Consider the following 13459-nt stretch of genomic DNA (forward strand, 5'->3'; position numbering starts at 1 on the left):
GGGGCCGGCGGCACGGCCGGCCACCCCATCCTACGGCGACGGCGCCCCGGCCCGGCCGCAGGGCCGCTCCGAGACGCCGTGCCCGGCCGGGCACGCGGTTTCAGGCGGAGTGGCTGCCGCCTGCCGGACGCTCGGGCCCGGCGTCGGGACCGGGGCGCGCCCCTCCGGAGGTGAGCGCGTCGTCCTCCTCGAGCACCTGGGCGACCTCGTCCTCGAGGGCCTCCGTCACCGCGTCCGGGGCCGCCACGGAGTCCCCGACCGCCTCCTGCAGCTGCACTGCGTGCTGGGCCGTGAAGGTCTTCTCCGGATGCTCACGCAGGCGGAGCAGCGCGAGCAGGCGCAGACGCAGCCCCGACTCGGCGGAGATCTGCCGGCGGTGGGTGAGCCACCAGACGAGGAGCACGAGCGCGAGCACGATCCCCAGGTGGCCCAGCGCCGGGTAGACGACGTTCATCAGGTCGCCGAAGCCGACGAAGCTCACCGCGAAGGCCAGCAGCGTGACGCCGGCGAACACGGGCCGGTAGCGGCCCGGGCGGTCGGCCGTGAGGCGGCGTCCCAGCGCGTAGAACATGCCGATCGCGGTGTTGAAGATCATCAGGTAGATCACCACGACCATCGCCCAGCCCAGCCAGGGCGCGATCGAGGCGAACAGCCGCAGCATGGGGACGTCGGCGCGGCCGATCTCGGCGTAGCCGAGGTAGAGCAGCGTGGAGGCCATCAGGAGCAGGGCGGTGTACATCAGGCCACCGGTGAGGCCGCCGAGGAACGCCTCCCGGGGGTGGGTGATGGACCCGCCGATCACGAGGCACATGGACACGGCCATCACGACGACGAGGCCGAAGTAGTTGACCGAGGACAGCCACCACGGGTCCACCGGCGTGGTGGCCTGGACGGCGAGGGACTCGTGGGCGGTGAAGCCGCCGTCGCGGGTGACCAGGACGTGGACGAACCCGGCCACGACCGCGACGACCACCAGGGGCGTGATCAGGGAGATGATCGCGGAGACCTTCTCCACGTCCAGCATGCCCGTCACGAGCACGAGCAGGGTCATCAGGGTGGAGCCCGCCCACGTCGGCCAGCCGAACTGCTGGGCGAGCGTCGAGCCCGCCCCGGCGAGCATGACGACGCCGATCGCGAAGAGCGTCACCGTCACCACGACGTCCAGGATCCGGGCCATCACGGGGTGCGAGACGCTGCGGAAGACGACCTTGTGGTCGGCCGCGAGGAACACGCTGCCCAGCTGGAGGATGACGGCGCCGCCGGCGGTGACGAGCAGGCCGGCCAGTCCCGCGCCCACGATGCCGATCCAGCCGAAGCCCACGAAGTACTGGATGACTTCGGCGCCGGTGGCGAAGCCGGCGCCGACGAGCAGGCCGACGAAGGCGAGGGCGATCTTCAGGGATCTGAGGGCGACGGGGTGCTGCACGCATGGGCCTTTCGTGGGGGACGGGGTGCGCCCGTGCGGGCCCCGGGACCGGGGACGGGCCGGAGTACGGTAGGCACGCGCGCGCCATCGTGGCCAGGACCAGGCGTCGCCGGGTTCCGGCAGCGTGGCCTCAGGCCCACCCCAGGGCCGCCCTCCCGCGGGCACGCCCGCGGCCGCGATGAGGTCGAGCGCCTCGGCGGACCCCGTCCCCGCGTCCAGGTCCAACAGGAGCGTGCGGGAGGCGTGGGTGACGTCGGTGAGGTTCCAGGCCGGCCTGGCTAGGGTGGGGACGTGCCTGCCCCGACGCCGCCCGCCTCCCCGGGCCCGCCCGTCCGCCTGCGCGATCTTCTGCGGCCGCCCGCGGCGCCCGCCGATCCCGGCGTGCTGACGGGCCACCGCGCCCGGACGCCCCGCCGGCGCACCCTGGCCGTCCCGGACCCCGTCAGCGGGACCCCGTCGTCCGTGGCCGTGTGGGAGTACGCCCCCGTTCCGGAGGCCGCGCCGGGATCGCCCGGGGCACCCGAGGGGGACGCGGCCGCGGCCCCGCTGGTGTTCGTGCACGGCTTCCGCGGGGACCACCACGGCCTCGCCCTGCTGGCCGACGCGCTCCCGGAGCATCCGATCCACTCGATCGAGCTGCCCGGCTTCGGGGCCTCGGAGCCCTTCCCCCGCGCCGAGCACACCGTCGCCCATCACGCGGACGCGGTGGCCGCCGTCGTCACCGCCCTGGGTCTGCCGACGACCCCCGTGCTCGTCGCGCACTCCTACGGGACGACGGTGGCGGCCGAGCTGGTCGCCCGGGACCCGTCCCGGTGGGGACGGCTGGCCCTGCTCAACCCCATCGCCGAACCCGCGCTGCAGGCGTCCGCGTCCGTGTCGAGCCGGGTGCTGGCCGCCGTCGCCGAGGGGTACTACGAGGTCGCCGCCCGCCTGCCCGAGCGCCCGGCGCGGCTGCTGCTGGGCGCGCCGCCGGTCGTGTGGGCGACCACGCTCGCCATGACCCGCACCAGGGACAGGGATGTCCTTGCGTACACCCATGACCAGCACCGGCGTCACTTCTCGGGCTTCGCCTCCGCGCGCATGCTCTCCGAGGCGTACCGCGCCTCGAGCACGGGCTCCGTGGCCGACGTCGCCGCCCGCCTCACCCTGCCGGTGCTGCTGGTCGCGGGGCGGGAGGATCCGCTGGGCTCGGTGCCGGCACAGGAGGCGCTCGCCGCGGCGATCGACGCCGCGGGCGGCACAGCGGAGCTGCACGTCCTCGACGGCGTCGGGCATCTGCTGCACTACGAGCGGCCGGCCGCCTGCGCGGCGCTGATCCGCGACTGGTTCCGCCGCGCCGGCCGCTGACGTCGTCGTCGCCCCGGCGTCGCCGCGCTCCGGCCCCTCGGGCTGGGGGCCGGTCCGGCCGCCCCCTCAGAGCACCCCGGCCGGGTCGAGCCGCACCCGCACCGGGGCGGTCTCGCGCCGAGCGCTCGCCGCGGACCGGGCGGCGCGCAGGGCGCCGACGGTGGCCTCGGCCGCCGCGTACGGGAAGATCAGCAGGGCGCGGGAGCGGATCTCGTCGGCGGGGTCCGGCACCGGCCCGATCCAGGGCAGTCGCGCCGGGCCGCCGTCGAGCGGGGCCGAGTGCGGATCCTCGTGGACGTCCTCGTCCGGCCGTTCCCGGCGGGCGGCCTCCACGAGCTCGAGGTACTCCGCGACGGCGGCGGCCTCCCCCGTGACCTCTGCGAGGCGGCCGGCGGGAGGAAGGTGCAGCTCGCGCCGCTCGGCGACCTGGCGCGCGGCGAAGCCGTCGGGGTCCCGTCGGACGAGCGCGTTCACCGCCTCCCCCGCGTCCGCGGTGACCACCACGACGCCCCCGTCGGAGGCGGGGCGGACCAGGCAGGCGGCCGCGAGCCAGCGGGCGAGCACCCGGCCCGGCACGTCGAGGCCCTCGCGCTGGAGCTGGCTGTCCCCGTCGAGCAGCAGGGCGGCCGCGTAGCCGTCGGGCGTCACCGGCTCGGCCCCCACGGTCGCCACCACCAGGGAGGGCCCGGGCGGCACCGAGCCGAGCATGTGCTGCGCCGAGGAGGCGTGCACGGGCACGCGCGGGAACGCCCGGCCCAGCTCCTCGGCCGTGCGGTCCACGCCGCGGGCCCCGGCCCGCAGCGTCGTGCCGCCGCACTCGGTGCACCGGAAGCCGCGCTCCCGGGTGCCGCACCACCGGCACGCCACCTCCCCGTGCCGGGCGGCCCGCGCGTCGCGGAAGCCCAGCGGCCCCGCGCAGACGCGGCAGCGGGCGGGCGTGCGACAGCGCTCGCACACGAGGGCGGGGATGAAGCCGGCCCGGGCCACCTGCACGAGCACCGGGCCGGGCCGTGGCCCGAGCAGCGCGGCGCGGGCGGCGGCCCAGGCGGCCTGCGGCAACCGCGCCCGCTGCGCGAACGGGTCGCGCGCCGTCTCCCAGGCGTCGGCGGTGGAGACGACCCGCGGCCCGAGCTCCCGCTGGGTCGCGCGGGAGGGGCCCAGGTGCAGCAGCCAGCCCGACTCGACGAGCCGTTGCACCGGGACGGACCGGGAGGGCCCGGCGAAGAGCAGCGCCGCGCCGGTCGCGCGGGCCCGCTCCAGCACGACCTCTCGGGCGTGGAAGTAGGGCGCGCGGGGTTCTGCCCACGCGTCGTCGCCGTCGTCCCAGAGCACCACCAGCCGCAGGTCGCGCACGGGCGACCACACGGCGGCCCGGGTGCCGGCCACGATGCGCCGGGTGCCGCGCAGCGCGGCCAGGTGGGCGCGGTACCGGGGCGTGTTGCCGTCCTCGGAGCCGATCCGCGCGTAGGCGTCCTCCCCCACGTGCTCGTCGAGGGCGGCGCAGAGCCGGTCGAGGTCGCGGTGGTCGGGCACCAGCAGTAGGACGCCGCCGTCCGAGGCGGCCACCGTGCGCGCCAGGGCGGCCAGCGCGCCCGCCTCGTCCCATTCGAACAGGCGCGAGGGCACGACGGCGGCCGCCCGCGCGGCGTCCCCGGCCAGCACGGCGGACACGAACGCGGTGCCCCCCTCAAGGGACTCCCACACCGTGGGCACGAGGCCCTCCTCCGCCGCGGGAGGCTCCGGGCGCTCGGCGTCCGTGCCGGTCAGCGTCACAGGGTGGTCCGCGGCGGTTTCCGCGTCCTCCGCCAGGGCGGCCTTCTCGACCTGCGCGACGCGCGGGGGCACCGCGGCCCGCAGCACGTCCGTGACGACGCCGGCCTGGCGGCGGGCCACCGCGCGCGCGGTCGCCAGGACCTCCTCCGTCAGCGGCGGGATGACGGTGAGCACGCCGGTGAGCTCGGTGAGCTGGGCGCCGGTGGCCGGCTCCTGCTCCCGCGAGACGAGCCAGCCCGTCATGGCCCGTCCGCCGAAGCGGACGGACACGCGGGAGCCGGGGACCGCCCGGTCGTCCAGGGCCACGGGCACGAGATAGTCGAACTCGCGGTCCAGGTGCGGCACGGGCGAGTCCAGCAGGACGCGTGCGATCGGCCGCTCCGGCCACCCCTCGGCCCGCTCCGGCAGTCGGGGCGCGTCCTCCGGCTCCGGGAGGGCGAACAGCGCGTCTGTGATGCCCGCCTCCGGGTCAGAGGCCGGCGGCAGCGCGCAGCTGCTCGACGCGGTCCGTGCGCTCCCACGTGAAGTCGGCGTCGTCCCGGCCGAAGTGGCCGTTCGCGGCGGTCCGTCGGTAGATGGGCCGCAGGAGGTTCAGCTCCTTCACGATGGCGGCCGGACGCAGGTCGAACACCGCGTTCACGGCCTCGATGATCTTCTCCTCCGGCACCGTGGCCGTCCCGAAGGTGTCCACGTACAGGCCCACGGGCCGGGCCGAACCGATCGCGTAGGCCACCTGGAACTCGGCGCGCGAGGCGAGGCCGGCGGCCACCACGTTCTTCGCGACCCAGCGGAGCATGTAGGCGGCGGAGCGGTCCACCTTGGACGGGTCCTTGCCGGAGAAGGCGCCGCCGCCGTGCCGGGCCATGCCGCCGTAGGTGTCCACGATGATCTTGCGACCGGTGAGGCCGGCGTCGCCCACGGGGCCGCCGATGACGAACTTGCCGCCCGGGTTGATGATGATCCGCATGCCGGAGGTGTCGAGGCCGGAGCGCTCGATGACGGGCCGGATCACGTGCTCCTCCACGTCCGCCCGCAGCTGCTCCTGCGTGACCCACTCGTGGTGCTGCGTGGAGACCACCACGGCCTCGACCGTGGTGGGCACGTGGCCGGGCGCGTAGCCGATGGTGACCTGCGTCTTGCCGTCCGGCAGCAGGTACGGCATGGGCGTGTTCTCCGCCCGGCGCACCGCGGTGAGCCGCTCGGAGAGCCGGTGCGCGAGGTAGATGGGCATGGGCATGTACGCCGGGGTCTCGTCCGTGGCGTAGCCGAACATGATGCCCTGGTCCCCCGCGCCCTGCTCGTCCACCTCGTCCGCCGAGCCGTACTCGCGGGCCTCGAGGGACCGGGAGACGCCGGCGAAGATGTCCGAGGACTGCTGGCCGATGGAGATGTTCACGCCGCACTGGGCGCCGTCGAAGCCGTTGGCCGAGGAGTCGTAGCCGATGTCCAGGATGGTCTCGCGCACGATCCTGGGGATCTCCACGTACGCTGAGGTGTTCACCTCGCCGGCCACCTGCACCAGGCCGGTGGTGGTCAGGGTCTCCACGGCCACCTTCGCCGACGGGTCGGCGGCGAGGATCGCGTCCAGGATGGCGTCGGAGATCTGGTCGCAGATCTTGTCGGGGTGGCCCGCCGTGACGGACTCGGAGGTGAAGAGGCGGAGCTCTCCGCCGCCCACCCCCGAATACGGGTCGGCGTGGCGGGCGGGGCTCAGCGAGGCGGCATCGGTCATGCCGCACAGTCTAGGTCAGCGGCCCGACGCGCCGACGGGGTCGCGACCGGCGAGGTCATCCACGATCGCCTGCACGACGGCGGCCGCGGCCTCGTCCTTGGAGCCTGCGGCCTCCACGGCGGGGCGGCCGTCGGCGAACAGGATGGTCACGGCGGTCTCGTCCCGGCCGAACACCTTGTCCGTGCCGACCTCGTTGACCACGAGCATCTCGCAGCCCTTGCGCGCCAGTTTGGCCCGGCCGTACTCGAGCACGGAGGACGTCGCGTCGCCGGTCTCCGCGGCGAAGCCGACGATGAGCGGGGCCATGGGCCCGCCCTCGGAGCGGGTGCGCACGGCCGTGGCGAGCACGTCCGGGGTGCGCTCGAGCACGATGACGGGCGCGCCGCCGTCGTCGCCCTTCTTCATCTTGGCGTCCGAGACCTCGGCCGGCCGGAAGTCCGCGACGGCCGCCGCCATCACGAGGACGTCGGCGTCGGCGGCCTCCGCCTGCACGGCGTCCAACAGGTCCTGCGTGGACTCCACGGGCACGACGCGCTCGACGCCCTCGGGCGTCGGGACGGACATGGACCCGGCGACGAACCGCACGGTGGCGCCGGCGTCGAGGGCGGCGCGCGCCAGGGCGGCCCCCTGCTTGCCGGAGGAGCGGTTCCCCAGGTAGCGGACCGGGTCCAGGGCCTCGCGGGTGCCCCCGGCCGTGATCACCACGGTGCGACCGGCCAGCGGGCCGGGCGTCGGCTCGGCGTCGGACCCGGAGGCCCGGGGACGGCGCGGGGCGCCCGCGGCGGCGGCGGCCTGCGCACGCTCCCAGATCTCGGCGGGCTCGGGCAGACGTCCGGCGCCGGAGTCGGCCCCGGTGAGGCGGCCCACGGCGGGATCCACGACCGTGACGCCGCGCTCGCGCAGGAGGGCGACGTTGGCCACCGTGGCGGGGTGGTGCCACATCTCGGTGTGCATGGCGGGGGCCAGGACGACGGGGCACGTGGCGGTGAGCAGCACGTTGCCCAGCAGGTCGGGCGCCATCCCCGCGGCGGTGCGCGCGAGCAGGTCGGCCGTGGCCGGCGCGACCACCACGAGGTCCGCACGCCGGCCGAGCCGGACGTGGTTCACCTCGTCGACCGCCTCGAACGTGTCCGTGCGGACCGGGCGACCGGAGAGGGCCTCCCACGTCGCCGCGCCCACGAACTCGAGGGCGTTGGCGGTGGGCACCACGGTCACGCCGTGGCCGGCCTCGGTCATCAAGCGCAGCAGCAGCGCCGCCTTGTAGGCCGCGATGCCGCCGCCGACCCCGAGGACGATCTCCATGACGGGCTCAGGCCTCCGTGGCGTCCTCGGAGGTGCCCTCCTCGGCGCGCACCGTCTCGGCGGCCTCCTCGATGGCGGCGGGATCGCCCATCGGCTGGTGGGCGTCGGACGACTCGAGGGTGGCGAACGGGTCGTCCTCGCCCGGCAGGGAGAAGTCGCCGAAGTCCTCGGCGGCCAGGTCGGCCTCCGGGGTGGCCTCGACGGCCTCGTGGGACTCGAGCAGGTCGGCCTCGATCTCGCGCAGGGCGATGGACAGCGGCTTCTCGTTCAGCTGGGTGTCCACGAGCGGGCCGACGTACTCGAACAGCCCCTCGTGCAGCTGCGAGTAGTAGGCGTTGATCTGCCGGGCCCGCTTGGCGGCGAAGAGCACCAGGGCGTACTTCGAGTCGACCCGCTCCAGCAGGGAGTCGATGGGCGGGTTGACGATGCCTTCGTACTGTTCGGTCACGGGGTCTCCAAAGTCTTCATCTCACTGTCACGTCGGCGCCGGGTGCGGCGTCGGTGCGGCCGGTCCTCAGGCCTCGGTCGGACGGCGCTCGGGGTCCAGCCCCATGAGTCTCACCAGTTCCTCGGCGGCCCGCTCCACGCGGTCGTTCACGACGACGGCGTCGAACTCGGGTTCCGCTGCGAGTTCCAGTCTAGCCGTTTCGAGCCGACGCCGCTGTTCCTCCGGGCTCTCGGTGCCGCGGCCGAGCAGCCGGGACACGAGTTCCTCCCAGCTCGGCGGCGCCAGGAACACGAAGGTGGCCTCCGGCAGCGCACGGCGGACCTGGCGCGCGCCCTGCAGGTCGATCTCCAGCAGGACGTGGCGCCCCTGCGCCACGGCCTCCATCACACGGTCGCGCCGCGTGCCGTAGCGGTGGACGCCGTGGACGACGGCCCATTCCAGCATCTCGTCCGCCTCGACGAGGGAGTCGAACTCCTCCGGCGTCGTGAAGTAGTAGTGCACCCCGTCCTCCTCACCCGGGCGCGCCGGGCGGGTGGTGGCGGAGACGGACAGCCAGGCCTCGGGATAGTGCTCGCGGACATAGGCCGAGACGGTGCCCTTGCCGACGGCGGTGGGTCCTGCCAGGACGGTGACGCCCGGGCCCGGGGGGCGTTCCTGGACGGCGGTGCGGGCCACCGGGACGGCGGGGGCGGGTCCGGGGTCGAACGTGTCGGTCACGCATCCTCCTGGTGGGACGGGCCTCGCAGGCCCTTCACCCGGGCCGGCGCCGACCCGCCGGGGTGTGGGGGTCACCGGCCAATATAGGCGATCAACGCCTCGCGCTGACGACGGCCCAGGCCGCCCAGCCGACGCCGCGGCGAGATGCCGCACCCCGCCATCGTCTCCCGGGCCCGGACCTCGCCCACGCCCGGCAGGGCCAGCAGCAGGTCCACGGTCCGCAGGCGGGCGACGGCGTCCTCGGTGTCCGCGCGCGCGAACACGTCGGCCAGGCCGACCGCACCGGCGGCGAAGGCCGCCTTGAGCTCCGCCCGCGCCTGGCGGGCCTGGAGGGCCTTCCTCCGGGCCTCCGCCCGCTCCTGCACACTGAGCTGCCGCAACGCCATGGTCTGACCTCGATGCCTCTCATTCCTCACCGGCCCCGTCGAGACCCTTCCACCGTCAAGGACGACGAGCACAGCCGATCGAAAGGGAAGATACCATCCCGTCCACACGGCACGGGCGCGCCGGGAGGACGCGGGCGTCACCGCAGGGCGGCGCGATTCTCCTCGATCGTGTCCACCAGCGAGGCCACCGACGGGCCCGCGCTCAGGATGCCGCGGGACGAGGTCGCCAAGACCTGCGGCCAGGCCGTCCCGAAGTCGGCCCGCATGCCCCGGGCCGTGGCGCCCTGGGCACCGAACCCGGGCGCCAGCAGGGGCCCGCCGAGGGCCGGCAGGTCCAGGCCGAGGCGGTCCGCCTCGGCGGCCACCGTGGCGCCCAAGACGAGTCCCACCGGCCCCCACGCGTCGTCGCCGCGCAGGGCCGCGTTCTCGGCGGCCGCCGCCGCGGCGATGCGCCGGGCGACCGATCCCTCGGCCGACCCCTCGCCCACGTGCTGGACCTCGCGGCCCTCCGGATTGGAGGTCAGCGCGAGGACGAACACGCCGCGGCCGGCCTCGTGGGCGGCGCGGATGGTCGGCACGAGGGTGCCGAAACCCAGGTACGGGCTGAGCGTCACCGCATCCGCGGCCAGGGGCGAGGCATCGGCGATCCACGCGGCGGCGTAGCCGTCCATGGTGGAGCCGATGTCACCGCGCTTGGCGTCCGCGATCGTGAGCACCCCGGCGTCTCGGGCGGCCGCGAGCAGCCGCTCCAGGGCCGCCAGGCCGGCCGATCCGTGGCGCTCGTACAGCGCCACCTGGGGCTTGATCGCCGCCACGCGGGGCCCCTCGGGACCCACCGCCGCCTCGAGGGCGGTCAGGGAGAACGCCTCGAGGCCCGCCGGGGTGTCGCTCAGGCCCCACTGCCGCAGCAGGCCCGGATGGGGGTCCACGCCGAGGCACAGCGGACCGGCCGTCTCCATGGCCTGGGCCAGCCGCCGCCCGAAGGGGGCGCGGGGCCCCGCGCCGCCCGTCGCCGTCGTGGTCACGCCGCGGCCTCCGGACCGGCGACAGCCTGCTGCAGGCGCGCGTCGTGCTCCTGCAGTGAGGTGACGGACCACTCGTAGGACCGCATGGCCTCGATGGCCTGCAGGCACGCCCCGAACTCGGCCGTGGTCGTGATCACCGGCACGCCGAGCGACGTCGCGGCCGCGCGGATCTCGTAGCCGTCCGTGCGGGCGTCGCCGCCGGAGGGCGTGTTCAGCACGAGATCGACGGTGCCGGCGTGCAGCTGCTCCAGCACGGTGCCCGCGCCGTCCTCGTGCCCGGCGTCGGCGATCTTCGCCACGACCTCCGCGGGGATGCCGTTGCGCCGCAGCACCTCGGCGGTGCCGCCGGTGGAGACCACCTGGAAGCCGAGGTCGACGAGGCGCTTGGCCTGGCCCACGAGGGTGCGCTTGTCCCGGTTCGCGACCGACACGAACACGCGCCCCGAGGTGGGCAGCGGGCCGCCGGCGGCGGACTGGGACTTGGCGAACGCGGTGTCGAAGTGCTTGTCGATGCCCATGACCTCGCCCGTCGAGCGCATCTCCGGGCCCAGCAGCGAGTCGACCACGCGGCCCTCCGCGGTGCGGAAGCGGGTGAACGGCAGCACCGCCTCCTTGACCGCCACGGGCGCGCCGATCGGCAGGGTGCCGCCGTCGTACGCCGTGGGCAGCATGCCGGCCGCGCGCAGGTCGGCGATGCTCTCGCCGACGCCGATCCGCGCGGCCGCCTTGGCCAGCTGGACGCCCGTGGCCTTCGAGACGAACGGCACGGTCCGCGAGGCGCGCGGGTTCGCCTCGATCACGTACAGCACGTCCGAGGCGAGCGCGAACTGGATGTTGATCAGGCCGCGCACGCCGACGCCGGCCGCGATCCGCTCGGTGGCGCGGTGCACGCGCTCGAGCACGTCCGGGCCCAGGGTGACGGGGGGCAGCACGCACGCGGAGTCGCCCGAGTGGATGCCCGCCTCCTCGATGTGCTCCATGACGCCGCCGAGGTACAGCTCGGTGCCGTCGTAGAGGGCGTCGACGTCGATCTCGATCGCGTCCTCGAGGAAGCGGTCCACGAGCATCGGCTGGTCGGGGGTGATCTCCGTCGCGTGCGCCACGTAGTGGGCCAGCGCCTCCTCGGAGTACACGATCTCCATGCCGCGGCCGCCGAGCACGTAGGAGGGGCGCACGAGCACGGGGTAGCCGATCTCGTCCGCCACGCGCTTGGCGTCGTCGAAGGAGACGGCCGTGCCGTTCTTCGGCGCCACCAGGCCCGCGCGCTCGAGCACGAGCGCGAACTCACCGCGGTGCTCGGCCAGGTCGATGGCCGCGGGCGAGGTGCCCAGGATCGGCACGCCGGCGTCGGCGAGCTGCTGGGCCAGCTTGAGCGGGGTCTGGCCGCCGAGCTGCACGAAGACGCCGCGCACGCCGCCGGAGGCCTCCTCTGCCGCGATGACCTCCAGGACGTCCTCGAGCGTGAGCGGCTCGAAGTAGAGGCGATCGGAGATGTCGTAGTCCGTGGATACCGTCTCCGGGTTGCAGTTGACCATCACGGTCTCGTAGCCGGCCTCGCGCAGCGCCATGGTGGCGTGCACGCACGAGTAGTCGAACTCGATGCCCTGGCCGATCCGGTTCGGGCCCGAGCCGAGGATGATCACCGACTCGCCCTCGTGCGGGGCGACCTCGGTCTCGAGGTCGTAGCTGGAGTACCGGTACGGGGTGAAGGCCTCGAACTCGGCGGCACAGGTGTCCACGGTCTTGTAGACGGGGCGCACGCCCAGGGCGTGACGCACGCCGCGCACGACCGCGGCGTCCATGTGCCGCAGCGAGCCGATCTGGGCGTCGGAGAACCCGTGCCGCTTGGCGCGGCGCAGCAGGGCCTCGTCGAGGACCTCGGCGTCGCGGATCTCGTCCGCGACCTCGTTGATGAGCACGAACTGGTCCAGGAACCACGGGTCGATCGCGGTGGCCTCGAAGGCCTCCTCGATCGTGGCGCCGGCGTAGAGCGCCTGCTGGGTCTGGGAGAGCCGGTCGGTGGTGGCCGTGCTCGCCGCCGCGAGCAGGGCCTGCGGGTCGGCGTCCTGCGGGAACGCGAGCTCCGAGCCCTTCTGCTCGAGCGAGCGCAGGGCCTTCTGCAGGGCCTCCGTGAAGTTGCGGCCGATGGCCATGGCCTCGCCGACCGACTTCATGGTGGTGGTCAGCGTGGGATCCGCCGCCGGGAACTTCTCGAACGCGAAGCGCGGGACCTTCACGACCACGTAGTCCAGGACCGGCTCGAAGGACGCCGGGGTCTTCTGGGTGATGTCGTTGGGGATCTCGTCCATCGTGTAGCCCAGGGCCAGCTTGGTGGCGATCTTGGCGATCGCGAAGCCGGTGGCCTTCGAGGCCAGCGCCGAGGAGCGGGAGACGCGCGGGTTCATCTCGATGACGACGACGCGCCCGTCCACGGGGTTCACCGCGAACTGGATGTTGCAGCCGCCGGTGTCCACGCCGACCTCGCGGATGACGTTGATCGAGATGTCCCGCAGCTTCTGGTACTCGCGGTCCGTCAGCGTCATGGCCGGGGCCACGGTGATGGAGTCGCCGGTGTGCACGCCCACGGGGTCCACGTTCTCGATGGAGCAGACGACGACGACGTTGTCGTTCTTGTCCCGCATCATCTCCAGCTCGTACTCCTTCCAGCCGAGGATGGACTCCTCGAGCAGGACCTCGGAGGTCGGGCTGTACTGCAGGCCGGCGCCGCAGATGCGGTACAGGTCGGCCTCGTCGTAGGCCATGCCGGAGCCGAGGCCGCCCATCGTGAACGAGGGGCGCACCACCACGGGGTACTTCAGGTCCTCGACGGCGGCCAGGGCCTCCTCCATCGTGTGCACGATGTGGGACCGGGCGGACTCGCCGCCGGCACGCTCCACGACGCCCTTGAACAGCTCGCGGTTCTCGCCGAGCTCGATGGCCTCGATGTTCGCGCCGATCAGCTCGACGCCGAAGCGCTCGAGCACCCCGTCCTTGTCGAGGGCGATGGCGGTGTTCAGCGCCGTCTGGCCGCCCAGGGTGGGCAGCAGGGCGTCCGGGCGCTCCTTCTCGATGATCTTGGCGACAACGGCCGGGGTGATGGGCTCGACGTAGGTGGCGTCGGCCAGCTCCGGGTCGGTCATGATCGTGGCCGGGTTGGAGTTGACGAGGACGACGCGGACGCCCTCCTCCTTGAGGACGCGGATGGCCTGGGTGCCCGAGTAGTCGAACTCGGCGGCCTGGCCGATCACGATGGGGCCGGAGCCGATGACCAGGACGGACTTCAGGTCGGTGCGCTTGGGCATG

At 74.3% G+C, this 13459-nt stretch carries 10 protein-coding genes; 1 reads left to right on the top strand and 9 read right to left on the bottom strand.

Features of this window, described 5'->3' with window-relative positions; all coding sequences use genetic code 11:
* Positions 1-100: 100 nt before the first annotated feature.
* Positions 101-1426, bottom strand: a complete 1326-nt coding sequence (locus J1M37_RS07905; protein WP_143739888.1) for a YkvI family membrane protein — start codon at positions 1424-1426, stop codon at positions 101-103.
* A gap of 291 nt (positions 1427-1717) precedes the next feature.
* Between J1M37_RS07905 and J1M37_RS07910 the strand changes: the two genes are divergently transcribed.
* Complete coding sequence (locus tag J1M37_RS07910) at positions 1718-2773, top strand: alpha/beta fold hydrolase (protein WP_206452425.1); 1056 nt, start codon at positions 1718-1720, stop codon at positions 2771-2773.
* Between the two features lie 66 nt (positions 2774-2839).
* On the opposite strand, the gene J1M37_RS07915 is transcribed toward J1M37_RS07910, so the two are convergent.
* From J1M37_RS07915 to carB, 8 genes are all read right to left on the bottom strand, one after another.
* Positions 2840-5002, bottom strand: a complete 2163-nt coding sequence (locus J1M37_RS07915; RefSeq protein ID WP_313955198.1) for a primosomal protein N' family DNA-binding protein — start codon at positions 5000-5002, stop codon at positions 2840-2842.
* A 13-nt stretch (positions 5003-5015) separates the two neighbouring features.
* Entirely contained in the window at positions 5016-6278 is a 1263-nt protein-coding gene (gene metK / locus J1M37_RS07920; protein ID WP_036313737.1) for a methionine adenosyltransferase, read from the bottom strand.
* 15 nt (positions 6279-6293) lie between these two features.
* The gene (gene coaBC, locus J1M37_RS07925; RefSeq protein ID WP_036313734.1) at positions 6294-7580 is read right to left on the bottom strand and encodes a bifunctional phosphopantothenoylcysteine decarboxylase/phosphopantothenate--cysteine ligase CoaBC; all 1287 of its coding nucleotides are present in this window, start codon (positions 7578-7580) and stop codon (positions 6294-6296) included.
* Positions 7581-7587: 7 nt separating this feature from the next.
* Complete coding sequence (gene rpoZ / locus J1M37_RS11735) at positions 7588-8028, bottom strand: DNA-directed RNA polymerase subunit omega (protein WP_036313731.1); 441 nt, start codon at positions 8026-8028, stop codon at positions 7588-7590.
* Between the two features lie 66 nt (positions 8029-8094).
* Entirely contained in the window at positions 8095-8745 is a 651-nt protein-coding gene (gene gmk / locus J1M37_RS07935) for a guanylate kinase (protein ID WP_010078602.1), read from the bottom strand.
* A gap of 71 nt (positions 8746-8816) precedes the next feature.
* Positions 8817-9131 (bottom strand): integration host factor, actinobacterial type, encoded by a 315-nt coding sequence (mihF, locus tag J1M37_RS07940; RefSeq protein WP_036313727.1) that lies wholly within the window; start codon positions 9129-9131, stop codon positions 8817-8819.
* A 137-nt stretch (positions 9132-9268) separates the two neighbouring features.
* Positions 9269-10156, bottom strand: coding sequence for an orotidine-5'-phosphate decarboxylase (pyrF, locus tag J1M37_RS07945; protein ID WP_036313723.1), 888 nt, complete (start codon positions 10154-10156; stop codon positions 9269-9271).
* On the bottom strand, positions 10153-13458 hold the full coding sequence (gene carB / locus J1M37_RS07950; RefSeq protein ID WP_010078599.1) for a carbamoyl-phosphate synthase large subunit: 3306 nt from the start codon (positions 13456-13458) through the stop codon (positions 10153-10155). Before carB ends, pyrF begins: the two co-directional genes overlap by 4 nt.
* Position 13459: the final 1 nt, after the last annotated feature.

It is taken from the genome of Micrococcus sp. KRD012 (assembly GCF_017168555.1).
Lineage (GTDB): Bacteria > Actinomycetota > Actinomycetes > Actinomycetales > Micrococcaceae > Micrococcus > Micrococcus luteus.

Coding starts and splice junctions, on each gene's coding strand:
- coaBC (WP_036313734.1), bottom strand. CDS start 7,580: ATGGAGATCGTCCTCGGGGTCGGCGGCGGCATCGCGGCCTACAAGGCG.
- metK (WP_036313737.1), bottom strand. CDS start 6,278: ATGACCGATGCCGCCTCGCTGAGCCCCGCCCGCCACGCCGACCCGTAT.
- mihF (WP_036313727.1), bottom strand. CDS start 9,131: ATGGCGTTGCGGCAGCTCAGTGTGCAGGAGCGGGCGGAGGCCCGGAGG.
- carB (WP_010078599.1), bottom strand. CDS start 13,458: ATGCCCAAGCGCACCGACCTGAAGTCCGTCCTGGTCATCGGCTCCGGC.